Source organism: Neisseria canis (assembly GCF_900636765.1).
GTDB classification, from domain to species: Bacteria; Pseudomonadota; Gammaproteobacteria; order Burkholderiales; family Neisseriaceae; genus Neisseria; species Neisseria canis.
On record NZ_LR134313.1, the window covers coordinates 1,377,262 to 1,390,493 of the forward strand.

Genomic DNA, 13,232 nt, shown 5'->3' on the forward strand with positions numbered 1-13,232 from the left:
CAAAATCAAAAAGGAAATACACGATGGGCATTAAAGTTGCCATTAATGGATACGGCCGTATCGGCCGCCAAGTATTGCGCGCTATCTATGATTACAAATTGGAAGATCAATTGGAAGTGGTGGCTGTAAATGCCAGCGGTTCTTTGGAAACCAACGCCCACTTAACCATGTTTGATACTGTGCACGGCCGCTTTAATGCGGATGTGAAGCATGATGGTAACAACCTGATTATCAATGGTAAAACCATTGCATTCTTTTCTACCCGCAATCCTTTGGAGTTGCCTTGGAAAGATTTGGGTGTGGATTTGGTGATGGAATGTACCGGTGCATTTACCAGCAAAGCCAAAGCACAGGCGCATTTGGAAGCGGGTGCCAAAAAAGTATTGATTTCTGCTCCCGGCGAATCCGACGTGGACGCAACCGTAGTATATGGTGTGAATCACGATGTGATTACACCTGAAATGACTGTGGTATCCAATGCTTCTTGTACCACCAACTGCCTGTCTCCGGTGGCTAAAGCTTTGAACGACGGTTTGGGTATCGAAAAAGGTGTGGTAACCACGATTCACTCTGTCACCAATGACCAAAATGTTACCGACGTGCGCCATAAAGACTTGCGCCGTGCGCGCAGCGGCGTGGTAAACCTGATTCCTACCAAAACCGGTGCGGCTAAAGCCGTGGGCTTGGTATTGCCTTCGTTGAAAGGCAAGTTGGATGGTTTGGCCATCCGCGTGCCGACTATCAACGTGTCTTTGGTAGACCTTTCATTCACCGCAGCACGCGATACTTCTGTCGAAGAAGTTAACCAAATCGTGAAAGAGGCTTCGGAAGGCTACCTGAAAGGCGTTTTAGGCTACAACACCTTGCCTTTGGTGTCTATGGATTTCAACCACACTACTGAAGCCAGCATTTTTGACGCTACCTTGACCAAAGTGGTTGCCGGCAATTCTGTTAAAGTATTCGCATGGTATGACAACGAGTGGGGCTTTAGCTGCCAGATGTTGAACACCGCACGCGCGATGTTTGGCTTGGAAGTGCGCCCTTTTAATGGATAACACGGAATAAAAACCGTTACGGCAAATAACTTATTTTTGATAGAAGGCAGCACGTCTCTGAGCAAATGGTATAAGGTTGGTGGTTGCTGCTTTGTCGTCTTACATACAAGTGTTCTTTTTAAGCTGGAGCACAGCAAGACTGTAACAAGTTAAGTTTATTTGCTTTGGCAACAACAATGCCTGTCTGAAAATTTTCAGACAGGCATTGTTTGTTTATTGCGGCATGGGGGTTATTTTCTCAAAGCTTTCGGCAACACAAACACAATACTTTCTTCCACACCGGCTCCTTCTTCCACCGTTTGATGCCCCCAATCTTGGATGGTGCGGATCACTTCCTGAACCAATACTTCCGGCGCGGATGCACCGGCGGTAATGCCGACTTTGTTTTTGTCTTTAAACCACTCTTGTTTCAGGTAAGAAGCGTTGTCCACCATATAAGCATCCACGCCGCGCAATTTGGCTACTTCGCGCAAACGGTTGCTGTTGGAAGAGTTGGGCGAACCGACAACGATAATAATGTCACATTCATCCGCCAAATTTTTCACAGCTTCTTGGCGGTTGGTTGTGGCATAGCAAATGTCTTCTTTATGAGGGCTGCGTATGTTGGGAAAACGTGCCTTCAGCGCTGCGATAATATCTTTGGTTTCGTCTACCGAAAGCGTGGTCTGGCTAACATGCGAAAGCTTTTCCGGATCGGCTACTTGCAGCTTGGCGACATCGTCTACGGTCTCAACCAGCAGCATGGCTCCTTCGGGGAGTTGCCCCATCGTTCCTTCCACCTCAGGATGACCTGCGTGGCCTATCATAATAATCTGATAGCCTTGGGCATCTAAACGGGCTACTTCTTTATGCACTTTGGTAACCAAAGGGCAGGTCGCATCAAAAACCTGAAAACCGCGCGCTTCCGCTTCCTCTTGTACCGCTTTTGATACACCGTGAGCCGAATAAATGAGTGTGGCTCCTTCCGGAACATCGGCTAAGTCTTCGATAAAAACTGCGCCTTTTTCACGAAGGTTGTCGACCACAAATTTATTGTGCACCACTTCGTGCCGCACATAAATCGGGGCACCGAATTCTTCAAGGGCGCGCTCTACAATGCTGATTGCACGGTCAACGCCTGCGCAAAAGCCGCGCGGGTTGGCCAACATAATGGTTTTGTCTGCCATGATTAAATATTTTGAAGGTGTGTTAATGGGTAACGTGTTGCTCTTGAGCAGTTTTTTTGTTGCTGTTTTTAAAACCGTCCACAACCAATAATGCGGCACCGACCACAATAAAGCTATCGGCTACATTAAAAGCGGGGTAATGCCAGCTTTGCCAATAAAATAGAAAATAATCAATTACATGGCCATGCTGAAAGCGGTCGATAACATTGCCTATCGCCCCGCCGATAATCATAGATGCACCGATTTTCCCAAGTTTGCCGAACTGGTTTCTGGTAATTTCCCATGCCAGATAGCCGCAGATGGCGATGGCCAAGCCGATAAAGAAGAATTTCTGCCATCCTCCTGCATCGGCCAGAAAGCTGAAAGCGGCGCCGGTATTGTGAGCCCTTGTCAGATCAAAAAAGTTTGGAATAATATTGACCCGTTCGTATTCTTGAAAGTTTTTGATAATTACTTGTTTGCTGATTTGATCAAGCACAATGGCAAAGATAGCAAGCATCCAGTAGCCGATATAGGATTGTTTTGTGTTATTCATATGTTTCAGTGGTGATTCGATTAGGGCTGCCATTTTACCTGATTCGTTTTGATGCTGGGGTTAATTTATGAAATCAAAAACTTATTTTAAGGCGGTTGGAAAAGAGGGAATGCCTGTCTGAAACAAGCGTGGGGAAAACAGACAAAAAAAACGCCATCTAAATCAAGGGATATGAAATAGATGGCCAAACACATTACGGGGAAAACGTCTTACTCACTTACTTGCGGTTAGCAAGTAACGTCTATCAGACAGGGCGAATAATAAATTAGTTCCCGGCTAATCGGGAAAAAAAAGCTTAAAGGTATAAATAATTGACAAGCGGTTATTTAGTTTGGTTTAAATGACACAGATCAAAGTTTAAAGCGGTTTAATTTGCTTGCATAGACTAATATGGTTTTTCGGATAAAAAAAACCATCTATACCAAGGGGAAAGTATAGATGGCCAAACACATTACGGGGAAAACGTCTTACTCACTTACTTACTCTATGAAAAGTAAGTGCTTGTATGACTGGCAGTTGCATGAATAGTTCCAAAAATAATATGTTAAACAATGTAAATAGAATATTTTGAATTATAACGCTATGAAATATAAGCGATTAAATTAATAAATTATTTAAGTTTTTCATCCGGTTTGATAAAACACCATTCTCCGGGTGCCAGCTTGTCTGCTTCCCAGCTGCCGAAACGCAAGCGATGTAGTTTCTCCACGCGGTTGCCTGCTGCCGCAACCATGCGCTTTACTTGATGGTATTTGCCTTGGGTAATGGAGAGCAGCAGTGTGGTCGGGGTACTTAGTTCCGCAGCGGCCGCGGCTACGGTTTCATTTTCGTCATGCAGCAGAACACCTTCTTGCAATAATGCGCATAAAGTTTGGTCTGCGGGGTGCTTGAGGGTCACTTGGTAGAGCTTGGTCACTTTTTGTCTGGGGGATGTCATGTTGTGATTGAATTTGCCGTCATTGGTAATCAGCAACACGCCGGTGGTGTCGGCATCCAAACGGCCGACTGCCTGCATGCCGATTTGTCTCATGTGTTCGGGGAACAGGCTGAATACGCTGGGGTAGTCCCGCGGTTTGTGTGAGGTTTCGTAGTGCTCCGGTTTGTTGAGCAGGATATAAAAATAAGGTTGGGGGATAACAGTAAAAGGTTTCCCGTTGACCGAAAGGCTTGTAACATCATCCGGATTGATGATGCTTTTGGGTTGGTTGGCGGTTATTCCATTGATTTCGATACAGTCGTTTTCAATCAGCCATTGGCAGGTTTTCCGGCTGCCGAGGCCTTGGGCTTGGATGTATTTTAAAAGCTGCATAGTTAGGTGTAGGTGATGTTTGAAACAGTGTTTATTGTAAAAATGCCTGTCTGAAAAGGAAAGTGTGAATTTCAGACAGGCATTGTGATAAACGCTCTTCAGTGATGTTGATGCCGGATTATAGATTGATCATGCCGTTTTCATCAGGCACTTGGGCTGATGCTTGGTAGATGTCGATGAGCGATTTGAAAAACATTACCGGCAGGCCGATAAGGGTTAGGGAAAGGATCAGATGCACGGTTGCGGAGGCGCGGTCGCCTACCAATAAATGGTGTAAACCGAATATGCCGCCGAAAAAGCCGCTGATGATGTAGGTAGATTTATGGACGGTGCGCATCCGTTTGCGTTGTTTCTCTGAAGGTGAGAGCGGATGCTCGTCAACAAAGATTAAGTAGTCGTTATGGTTATCGTTGGAAACGGTTTCTTCTTCAGCAGGCTCGGTGTCAACGGGAGGGTGCGCCAATGTTTCTCTAAGATCGGGATGAGTTTGGAATAGCTTTACGTCATACTCGGCTTTCGCAATCGGGGTGGATAATGTATCCCGGATTTCGCGCAATTGCTGCAACGATAACAGCTCTTGCTCTGCTGCGCGTAAAACGGCTTTGCTGACTTGTTGTGAGTCGGCGCCGGCGGGAAGGTTGAGTAAGCTGTAAAGATTTTTCATGAGTGATACATTTCTGAATATTGAATATTTATTTTTTATGTATAACTTAGGTTATTTTAATTTAAGTAAAAAATCAAATAGAAAATTATTTATAAAAGTTATAAATATGGGATAAGCGGGTGTTGGTGCTTTATTTTTATGCGGATGGTGTAAAATATCGGGCTATTTTGTTGTATTGTTAGCACAAGGAATAAGGAATATGTTGACCCTATATTATTTGCCCGGAGCATGTTCGTTGGTGCCTCAGGTTGCTTTGGAATGGGCCGGTGCCGATTATCAGGCGGTAGAAGTGCCGCGCGATAAAATCAAATCACCGGAATTTTTGGCTTTGAATCCGATGGGAAGTGTGCCTGTTTTGCAAGAAGGTGACCGGGCCTTGTCGCAAAATATTGCGATTTTGGAATATGTCCACGAACTTTACCCGAAAGCTTTGATATTGGGCGGTGGTGATGCGAAGCATAGGGCTGAAGCGCGGAAGTGGCTGGCATTTGCGAATGCCGACCTGCATCCGGCATTTTCGCTTTTGTTTGCGCCACAGCGTTTTGTGGATGGGGAGGAAGAGCAGGCGAAGTTGCGTGCGGTGGCGGCGGGTCGGGTGACTATGCTGTATAACTATCCGCACGAGGTGCTGAGTAAGCAGCCTTATTTGGCCGGGGAGAAAACCATTGCGGATGTGTATCTTTATGTAACCTTGCGCTGGGCTAAGGGGCTTGGCTTGGATTTGAGCATTTATCCTGCGTTTACGGATTTTTATCTGCGCATGGAGTCTGACGAAGGGGTGCAGCAGGCTTTAAGCAAGCAAGGGTTGCTGTAGTTTTAAAAGGTTTGATATGTAACAATGCCTGTCTGAAAACTGTTTTTCAGACAGGCATTGTTACGTGTTGATTCAAACTAGGCAAACCAGCCGCGTATAGCTTCCAAACCATGGTGGTTGATGCAGGCGTCTGCATGGGCTTGGGCTTTGGGTTTTGCGCGATAGGCTATGCCGATGCCCGCTGCTTCAAGCATGGGGATATCGTTGGCGCCGTCACCTACGGCCACTACCTGCCAAGCTTCCAATCCTAATGCATTGCGGTGCTCGGTAAGTAAATCTGCTTTGGCTTTGGCATCGATGATTCGTCCGTTGAGTTGGCCGTTTAAGATGCTGTTTTCGCTGCTGAGTTGATTGGCATAAGCATAGTCCAAACCAAGCCGTTTTTTGAGGCGGTCGGTAAAAAAGGTAAAGCCGCCGGAGACGAGCATAAACTTTACATCGTGTTTTTTGCATTCGGCCAGTAGGTATTCGGCTCCGGGAGAGAGCTGTAACACTTGGTCGTAAACTTCTTGCAAGACATGTTCTTGCAAGCCTTTGAGTAAGCCTACACGCTCGCGCAGGGATTGTTCGAAATCCAGCTCGCCGCGCATGGAGCGCTCCGTGATGGCGGCAACTTGGTTTTTCAAACCCACGCCCGCCGCTATTTCGTCGATGCACTCAATCGTAATCAGCGTAGAGTCCATATCGCTCACAATCAGCCCGAGTTCTTCGAATTTCATATCGGGCAATACGGCATAATCGATTTTTTGCTCATTTAAATGCTGTGCAATGTCATCGGGCAAGGAAAAGCCGGCGGTAACGGGGATACGTATGCTGGTTGGGAGATGTGCCGTCGGTATGGAAATGTGGCGTGCAAGCCGGCTTAAATCGCAGGATGCGATAGTGGGATGTTGAAGAACGAGAACGTGGGGCTTCATAATCAATGAGTTCGGAAAAATAAGGCCGATTATAGCCTAATGCCTGTCTGAAAAGTATGAGGAAACAAACGTTGGCGGGACGGACATTGATTTTTCTAGGTAAAACAAAATCCCTGAACATTTGTTCAGGGATTTCAATATTTGGCACGCCCACGGGGAATCGAACCCCGGTTACCGCCGTGAAAGGGCGATGTCCTAACCGCTAGACGATGGGCGCGGATAGATTTTTGGCGCACCCGGAGCGATTCGAACGCCCGACCCTCTGGTTCGTAGCCAGATACTCTATCCAACTGAGCTACGGGTGCGAGAAAGATTGCTATTTTATGGATTGGGGGAAATCTTGTCAACTATTTTATCGCGGAAAGTGTGCAGAAAAGGTAGAATATAAAATTATTGTTTGAATTTCATGGAAATTTAGTTATGTCGGATGTGAAGTGCAGATGGCCTTTGCTGGCTGCTGCATTTGCCCGTTTGGGGCGGCCGGTGGTGATTGTGGATTTGGAAACCACCGGCGGTAATATGTTGGCAGACCGCATCACGGAAGTGGCTATGCTTCGTTTTGAGCAGGGCAGGGTGATGCAGCGTGAATGGCTCGTCAATCCGCAAATGCCGATTCCGCCGTTTATTACCGGTTTAACGGGTATTGACGACGGGATGGTAAAAAATGCGCCTGTTTTTGCTGAATTGGCAAAAGAACTGTTGCCGTTTTTGCAGGGCGCCGTGGTGGTGGCGCACAACAGCAGGTTCGACTATACGTTTCTGCGGCATGAGTTTCAGCGTGCCGGTATGGATTTTGCGGCTCCGGCTTTGTGTACGGTGCAGCTTTCACGCAAACTTTATCCGCAGTTCCACAAACATAATTTAGACAGCATCATCGAGCGCTGCGGTATCGAAATGCAGCAGCGCCACCGTGCGATGGCTGATGTGCTGGCCTTAGCCGAATTTTTGGAGAAAGCCCTGTCTGAACGTGGGGTGCAAGAGTTTGAAGCGCGCAGCAGGGCATTGATGAATCCGAAAATGTTGCCTGCTTGGCTGTCTCCTGATTTGACCGACCAGCTCTACGCACTGCCGGATCGGCACGGTGTGTTGGTTTGGTTGGATAAGGGCGGGCAGGCGCTGCATATGGGTGAGCATGAACACGTTTTCTCTGCGGTGGCATCTCATTTGCATGTAAAGAGGCCGGATTATGCGGAGCGGGCTGCAAGAGTGCGTTTTATTCCCGCAGTAGGCGGTTTGCATGCGCTTTGGCTGAAAGCGCAATTGGCCAATGAATACGGTTTGAAGCACGAACAGGGGATGAAAACTTATTTGACGGTGCGTTTCCGCCCGGATGAAGCCGGCGCGTTGCAGGCAAAAATCGAGCCTTTGTATTTCGGCAAACATCATCAGAAGCCTTTTGGTTTGTTTTTGCATAAAAAGTCTGCCAAAAGAGCGTTAACGGTGTGGGCGGCGGAAATGGGTTTGTGCCCTTCCGCTTTGGATATTTTGCCGCAAACTTATATATGCGGCGTGCCGTGTCCGATGGAAGTTGCGGGAAAATGCAGGGGTGGTTGCGCTTCGGAGGGCGGCAACCCGCTGCATAACGAACGGGTGTTGGCAAGCGCCGGATTGCTGCCCGTGGCGGACTGGGGGAAGATGCATGAGGTTGAAATCACGGAAACGGACGGCTTAAGCGGGCAGTGCTTTACATTTCATTGCGCAGGCGGTGCATTGTCGCTGCCGGACGGCAGTTGGTATTTTGACGAAAGCTTGCCGGCCGTGTTGAAAACGAAGTTTAAGATGGGCAGCCGTGTCGTGAAGATGTTGGGTTAATGCCGGTTTGCGATATTGAAAATGCCTGTCTGAAAATGTTCAGACAGGCATTGGTGATTTAGAGCGGTTTACATATTTTGCAATCGTGCGATGCGGTTATCCAAGCTCGGGTGGGTGCTCAAGAGCGAATCTTTGGCTTCGCTGGCAATGCCCATAGCCGTCATGTCCTGCGGCAAGTCGCTCGGGTTGCCTTTAAGGCGCTGCAATGCGGCAATCATTTTGGGCGTGCCGACCAGTTTGGCTGCGCCGGCATCCGCGCGGTATTCGCGCTGGCGGCTGAACCACATGACGATGATGCTGGCCAAAAAGCCGAATAAAACCTGCAAAATCATGCTGACGACAAAGTAAATGCCACCATTGGTTTCACCGCGGTCATTGGTGGCGACCATATTGGAAATGATGCGTGAAAGGAAAATCACAAAAGTATTCACCACGCCTTGAATCAGGGTAAGCGTAACCATATCGCCGTTGCCGACGTGTGCCATTTCGTGTGCCAAAACCGCTTCAACCTCATCGCGGGTCATGTTGTTCAGCAAGCCGGTGCTTACAGCAACCAGAGAATTGTTTTTGCTCGGGCCTGTGGCAAAAGCATTGGGTTCGGGGGAATCGTAAATGGCAACTTCGGGTGTTTGCAGGTTCCATTGGCGCGCTTGGGCTTCTACGGTATTCAGCAACCATGCTTCCAATTCGTTTTGCGGTTGGGTAATCACCTCGGCACCTACGGCGCGTTTCGCTGCCATTTTGGAAGTAAGCAGCGAAATAATCGAGCCGGTAAAACCGATGACGGCGGAAAAGCCAAGTAAGCCGGCCATGTTGTTGGGATCGCCGTTTAACCCTAATATGCTTAAAATGATGCTGATAACCACCAAAACGGCGATATTGGTCAGCAGAAATAAGAAAATGCGTTTCACAAGTTTCCCTTCTTGAATGTATGTGTGTTGCTTTATCTCAAAACAGTGGGGGTATTTTCGCAAAAACAGTGGATAAGAAACAGCACGCTTTGGGAAAAGGTATGCAAATTTGCACGGGTTTTGTTGTTTGTTGTGTATAACTTTGAAACGGAATCTTTATCTGAGCAGATAAAATTTATTTGTGCCGCGTTTATAGAATCAATGCCTGTCTGAACAGTTTCAGACAGGCATTGTTGACGGCTTTAATCATATTGCGGGCGGATGTTCATTCCACCGCATGCGAGCAACCGGAAACCATCTGCTTTAATGCTTCGGGATTCAGCAGCTTGATATGTTTGTGCTCAACTTGCACCAGGCCTTCCTGATGGAATTTGGATAATGTCCGGCTTACCGTTTCCAGTTTTAAGCCGAGATAGCTGCCTATTTCTTCGCGCGACATGCGCAGGATAAAATCATTGGCTGCAAAACCGCGTATTTGCAGGCGCTGGGAAAGGTTCAATAAAAATGCCGCAATCCGTTCTTCCGCGCGCATATTGCCTAAAAGCAGCATAACGCCTTGGTCTTTCACGATTTCCCGGCTCATCAGGCGGAGGAAATGGGTTTGGAGGGTAGGAATTTTTTTGCCCAATTCCTCCATGTGTGAAAAAGGCAGCTCGCACACTTCGCTGTCTTCCAATGCGACCGCATCGCAACTGTGCACATGCGAGCAAATACCGTCCATTCCGATTAATTCGCCCGACATGGAAAAACCGGTTACTTGGTCGCGCCCGTCTTGGCTGGCCACCATTGTTTTGAAAAAGCCTGTGCGGATGGCATAAAGCGAAGTGAAGGCCTCGCCGGTACGAAACAGATATTCGCCTTTTTTCAAGCGGCGGCTTTGTTTGATGACTGAGTCCAGCTGCTCGAATTCGGAAGGAACCAAACCTATCGGCATGCACAGTTCGCGCAGCGAGCAAGAAGAACATAACGTCTTAATTGCAGGAGTGTGTGTAGTCATAAATGCATATCCGGTTTACGGTTTAAATCATCCTTATTTCTTATTGTTTTGTTTATGCGTTTTTGACGCATATCAAGGCTTTTTGTTCATAATGTACGCATTCTATCAAACGGGTTTCCGTTTGACTATGGAAAACGCCCGTCAACCGTCAAAAACATTCAAAGCCTATAAAATTAAAGCAGTTTCTTATGAAAACCATCGCAATACACAATCAAGCCCTGCCTGAATTCGACCGCCGTTTGATAGCCAGCCTTCCGGCCAGCGGCCCGCGCTATACGTCTTATCCCACTGCAGACCGTTTTGATTCCAGCTGCGGCGAAGCAGAATATCTCTCGGCGCTGGCCGGAAGGCAGAATAAGGCTGCCGACCCAGCCTTATCGCTTTATATCCACATTCCTTTCTGTAATACCATTTGTTATTACTGCGGCTGCAATAAAATCATCACTAAAGACACAAGCAGAGCCGATGCTTATATAGGCTATCTGGAGCGTGAAATGGCGCTTTTGTCGCCGCATTTGAAAGGCAGCCGCAAGCTCGCCCAACTCCACTTTGGCGGCGGCACGCCCACTTTTCTGAGCGACGGCCAAATTGAGCGCGTATTTTCTATGATACGTAAATATTTTACCCTGATGCCTGCCGGCGAGTATTCAATCGAAATCGATCCGAGAAAGGTCAGCCGGGATACGGTGCGCCACTTAGGCAGGCTCGGTTTTAACCGCATGAGTGTGGGCATTCAGGATTTCGACCCTAAAGTGCAGCAAGCGGTTAACCGCGTTCAAACGGAAGCAGAAACCCGGGAGGTTATTGAGGCTGCGCGTGAAGCCGGGTTTAAATCCGTGAGCGTTGATTTGATTTACGGTCTTCCCTATCAGTCGCCCGACAGCATAAAGTCTACTTTGGAAACCGTGTTGTCGCTTGATCCCGACCGCTTGGCGCTGTATCACTATGCCCATCTGCCGCATATTTTCAAGCCCCAGCGCCGCATCGATACCGCCAGTGTGCCGAGCAGCGAAGAGAAGCTCGATATTCTCCAATACGCCGTGCAAACCCTCACTTCGCGCGGCTACGAGTTTATTGGCATGGATCACTTTGCCAAGCCCTCCGACGAATTGACCATTGCCTTGCACGAAGGCCGCCTGCAACGCAATTTCCAAGGCTATTCAACCCATGCCGATTGTGATCTGGTTGCCATCGGTGTGTCCAGTATCGGCAAAATCGGCAATATGTATGCGCAAAACGAAAAAGACATCGAAGCTTATTATGCCGCTCTTGATGCAGGCCGCCTGCCTGTTATGCGCGGCTACCGGCTCAATCAGGACGATATATTGCGACGCCGGATTATCCAAGATTTAATGTGCCGCTTTTCACTTGAGTTTTCCGATTATGAAGGCCAGTTTGGTATCCGTTTTGGCGAGTATTTCCAACAAGAGCTTCAGGATTTAGAGCAAATGGCGCAACTGGGGCTGCTTGATTTTGATGCACACAGCCTTACCGTCAGCCCCAAAGGCCGCTTCCTTATCCGCAATATCGCCATGATATTCGATTACCATTTGCGGCATAGGGAAACCAAAGTGAAATACTCGCAAACCGTATAAACCGCCTTAAAACGAAAATGCCTGTCTGAAAACTTTTTCAGACAGGCATTGTTTGCCAGCATACATTCCCGGCTTGCAAATCAGACAGATTTCTATAATATTGATGCAAAACCAATCACAGAAAACAGAAAATAGAGGCATCCATGCAAAATATACAAGAATATGTCCGCGCCAAAGCACAGGCTGCCAAAGAAGCTTATTACCGGCTTGCCGCAGCGACTACCGCGCAAAAAAATGCAGCGTTGCTACATATGGCGGAGCTGATTAAACAACACGAAGCCGAAATCATTGCCGCCAATGCGGAAGACTTGAAAGCCGCCGAAGCAAAAGGGTTGGATGCCGCATTGCTCGATCGGCTGAAGCTCACAGGCAGCACCATCGACAGTATGTGTGAAGGCTTGCGCCAGATTGCCGCGCTGCCCGACCCCGTTGGCGAGATGGACGAATTCCGCACCCGTCCCAACGGGTTGCAAATCGGCAAAATGCGCGTTCCGCTCGGTGTGATCGGCATTATTTACGAATCACGCCCGAATGTTACTGTTGATGCGGCTGCTTTGTGTTTGAAGTCAGGCAACGCCTGTATCTTGCGCGGCGGCAGCGAAGCGTTTCACAGCAACTCGGCCATCGCCAAGTTCATTACCCAAGCATTGAAAGCCAACAGTCTGCCGCCGGATGCGGTGGGATTTATTGAGCATACCGACAGGGCTGGCGTGGGCGCCATGCTGCAAAGCCCCGATTTAATAGATGTCATCATCCCGCGCGGCGGTAAAAATCTGGTTGCCCGCATATCTGCGGAAGCGCGCGTACCTGTGATTAAGCATCTTGACGGCATATGCCACGTTTATATCGATAAAGCCGCGGATCAAGCTAAAGCGGTTGACATCGCATTTAACGCGAAAACTTCCCGCTACGGCACATGCAACACTATGGAAACCCTGTTGGTTCATCAGGAGCGAGCGGAAGAAATATTGCCTGTTTTGGCAGAAAAGTATGCAGAAAAAAACGTGGAGCTGCGGGGGTGTACGCGCACATTGTCGATATTGAAAAATATCAAAGCGGCAACCGCCGAAGATTGGGATACCGAATATCTCGCCCCGGTATTGGCAGTTAAAATCGTGAGCGATATGGCTGAAGCCATTTCCCATATCAACAGACACGGCAGCCATCATACTGACAGCATCGTTACCGAGTCTTATACCGATGCCCAAACATTTCTGCGTCTGGTGGACAGCGCCAGCGTAATGATTAATGCTTCCACCCGTTTTGCAGACGGTTTTGAGTACGGTTTGGGCGCGGAAATCGGCATTTCCACCGATAAAATCCACGTTCGCGGCCCTGTGGGTCTGCAAGGTTTAACCAGCCAAAAGTGGGTTGTGTTAGGTAACGGACAGATTCGCCGGTAGCAATTGTTTTCCAAGCTGACAATGCCTGTCTGAAAAGGTTTTCAGACAGGCATT

Annotated in this window: 12 protein-coding genes and 2 tRNA genes; 5 read left to right on the plus strand and 9 right to left on the minus strand. The window is 48.1% G+C overall.

Features of this window, described 5'->3' with window-relative positions; all coding sequences use genetic code 11:
- Window positions 1-23 precede the first annotated feature (23 nt).
- Window positions 24-1,055: a type I glyceraldehyde-3-phosphate dehydrogenase gene (gene gap, locus EL143_RS06480; RefSeq protein WP_085417092.1), complete on the plus strand. Its 1,032-nt coding sequence runs from the start codon at window positions 24-26 to the stop codon at window positions 1,053-1,055.
- 230 nt (window positions 1,056-1,285) lie between these two features.
- On the opposite strand, the gene ispH is transcribed toward gap, so the two are convergent.
- From ispH to EL143_RS06500, 4 genes are all read right to left on the minus strand, one after another.
- The gene (gene ispH, locus EL143_RS06485) at window positions 1,286-2,221 is read right to left on the minus strand and encodes a 4-hydroxy-3-methylbut-2-enyl diphosphate reductase (protein WP_085417093.1); all 936 of its coding nucleotides are present in this window, start codon (window positions 2,219-2,221) and stop codon (window positions 1,286-1,288) included.
- 22 nt (window positions 2,222-2,243) lie between these two features.
- Window positions 2,244-2,756 (minus strand): signal peptidase II, encoded by a 513-nt coding sequence (gene lspA, locus EL143_RS06490; RefSeq protein WP_085417094.1) that lies wholly within the window; start codon window positions 2,754-2,756, stop codon window positions 2,244-2,246.
- A 610-nt stretch (window positions 2,757-3,366) separates the two neighbouring features.
- Complete coding sequence (locus EL143_RS06495; protein WP_085417095.1) at window positions 3,367-4,065, minus strand: 16S rRNA pseudouridine(516) synthase; 699 nt, start codon at window positions 4,063-4,065, stop codon at window positions 3,367-3,369.
- 118 nt (window positions 4,066-4,183) lie between these two features.
- On the minus strand, window positions 4,184-4,729 hold the full coding sequence (locus EL143_RS06500; protein ID WP_085417096.1) for a TM2 domain-containing protein: 546 nt from the start codon (window positions 4,727-4,729) through the stop codon (window positions 4,184-4,186).
- Between the two features lie 199 nt (window positions 4,730-4,928).
- On the opposite strand from EL143_RS06500, the gene EL143_RS06505 reads away from it, so the two are divergent.
- Window positions 4,929-5,543, plus strand: a complete 615-nt coding sequence (locus EL143_RS06505) for a glutathione S-transferase family protein (protein ID WP_085417097.1) — start codon at window positions 4,929-4,931, stop codon at window positions 5,541-5,543.
- Between the two features lie 77 nt (window positions 5,544-5,620).
- Here the strand turns inward: EL143_RS06505 and serB are convergent, their stop codons facing one another.
- From serB to EL143_RS06520, 3 genes are all read right to left on the minus strand, one after another.
- Complete coding sequence (gene serB / locus EL143_RS06510) at window positions 5,621-6,460, minus strand: phosphoserine phosphatase SerB (protein ID WP_085417098.1); 840 nt, start codon at window positions 6,458-6,460, stop codon at window positions 5,621-5,623.
- Between the two features lie 142 nt (window positions 6,461-6,602).
- Window positions 6,603-6,677 (minus strand) — tRNA-Glu (locus EL143_RS06515).
- 11 nt (window positions 6,678-6,688) lie between these two features.
- A tRNA-Arg gene (locus tag EL143_RS06520) sits at window positions 6,689-6,765 on the minus strand.
- A gap of 115 nt (window positions 6,766-6,880) precedes the next feature.
- On the opposite strand from EL143_RS06520, the gene EL143_RS06525 reads away from it, so the two are divergent.
- Complete coding sequence (locus tag EL143_RS06525) at window positions 6,881-8,272, plus strand: 3'-5' exonuclease (protein ID WP_085417099.1); 1,392 nt, start codon at window positions 6,881-6,883, stop codon at window positions 8,270-8,272.
- Between the two features lie 68 nt (window positions 8,273-8,340).
- Here the strand turns inward: EL143_RS06525 and htpX are convergent, their stop codons facing one another.
- Together htpX and fnr are read right to left on the minus strand one after the other, a co-directional pair.
- Complete coding sequence (gene htpX, locus EL143_RS06530; RefSeq protein ID WP_085417100.1) at window positions 8,341-9,183, minus strand: protease HtpX; 843 nt, start codon at window positions 9,181-9,183, stop codon at window positions 8,341-8,343.
- Window positions 9,184-9,448: 265 nt separating this feature from the next.
- Window positions 9,449-10,180, minus strand: coding sequence for a fumarate/nitrate reduction transcriptional regulator Fnr (gene fnr, locus EL143_RS06535; protein WP_085417101.1), 732 nt, complete (start codon window positions 10,178-10,180; stop codon window positions 9,449-9,451).
- Between the two features lie 188 nt (window positions 10,181-10,368).
- On the opposite strand from fnr, the gene hemN reads away from it, so the two are divergent.
- Window positions 10,369-11,775, plus strand: coding sequence for an oxygen-independent coproporphyrinogen III oxidase (gene hemN / locus EL143_RS06540; RefSeq protein ID WP_085417102.1), 1,407 nt, complete (start codon window positions 10,369-10,371; stop codon window positions 11,773-11,775).
- A 143-nt stretch (window positions 11,776-11,918) separates the two neighbouring features.
- Window positions 11,919-13,178, plus strand: coding sequence for a glutamate-5-semialdehyde dehydrogenase (locus tag EL143_RS06545; protein WP_085417103.1), 1,260 nt, complete (start codon window positions 11,919-11,921; stop codon window positions 13,176-13,178).
- The last annotated feature ends 54 nt before the right edge of the window (window positions 13,179-13,232 follow it).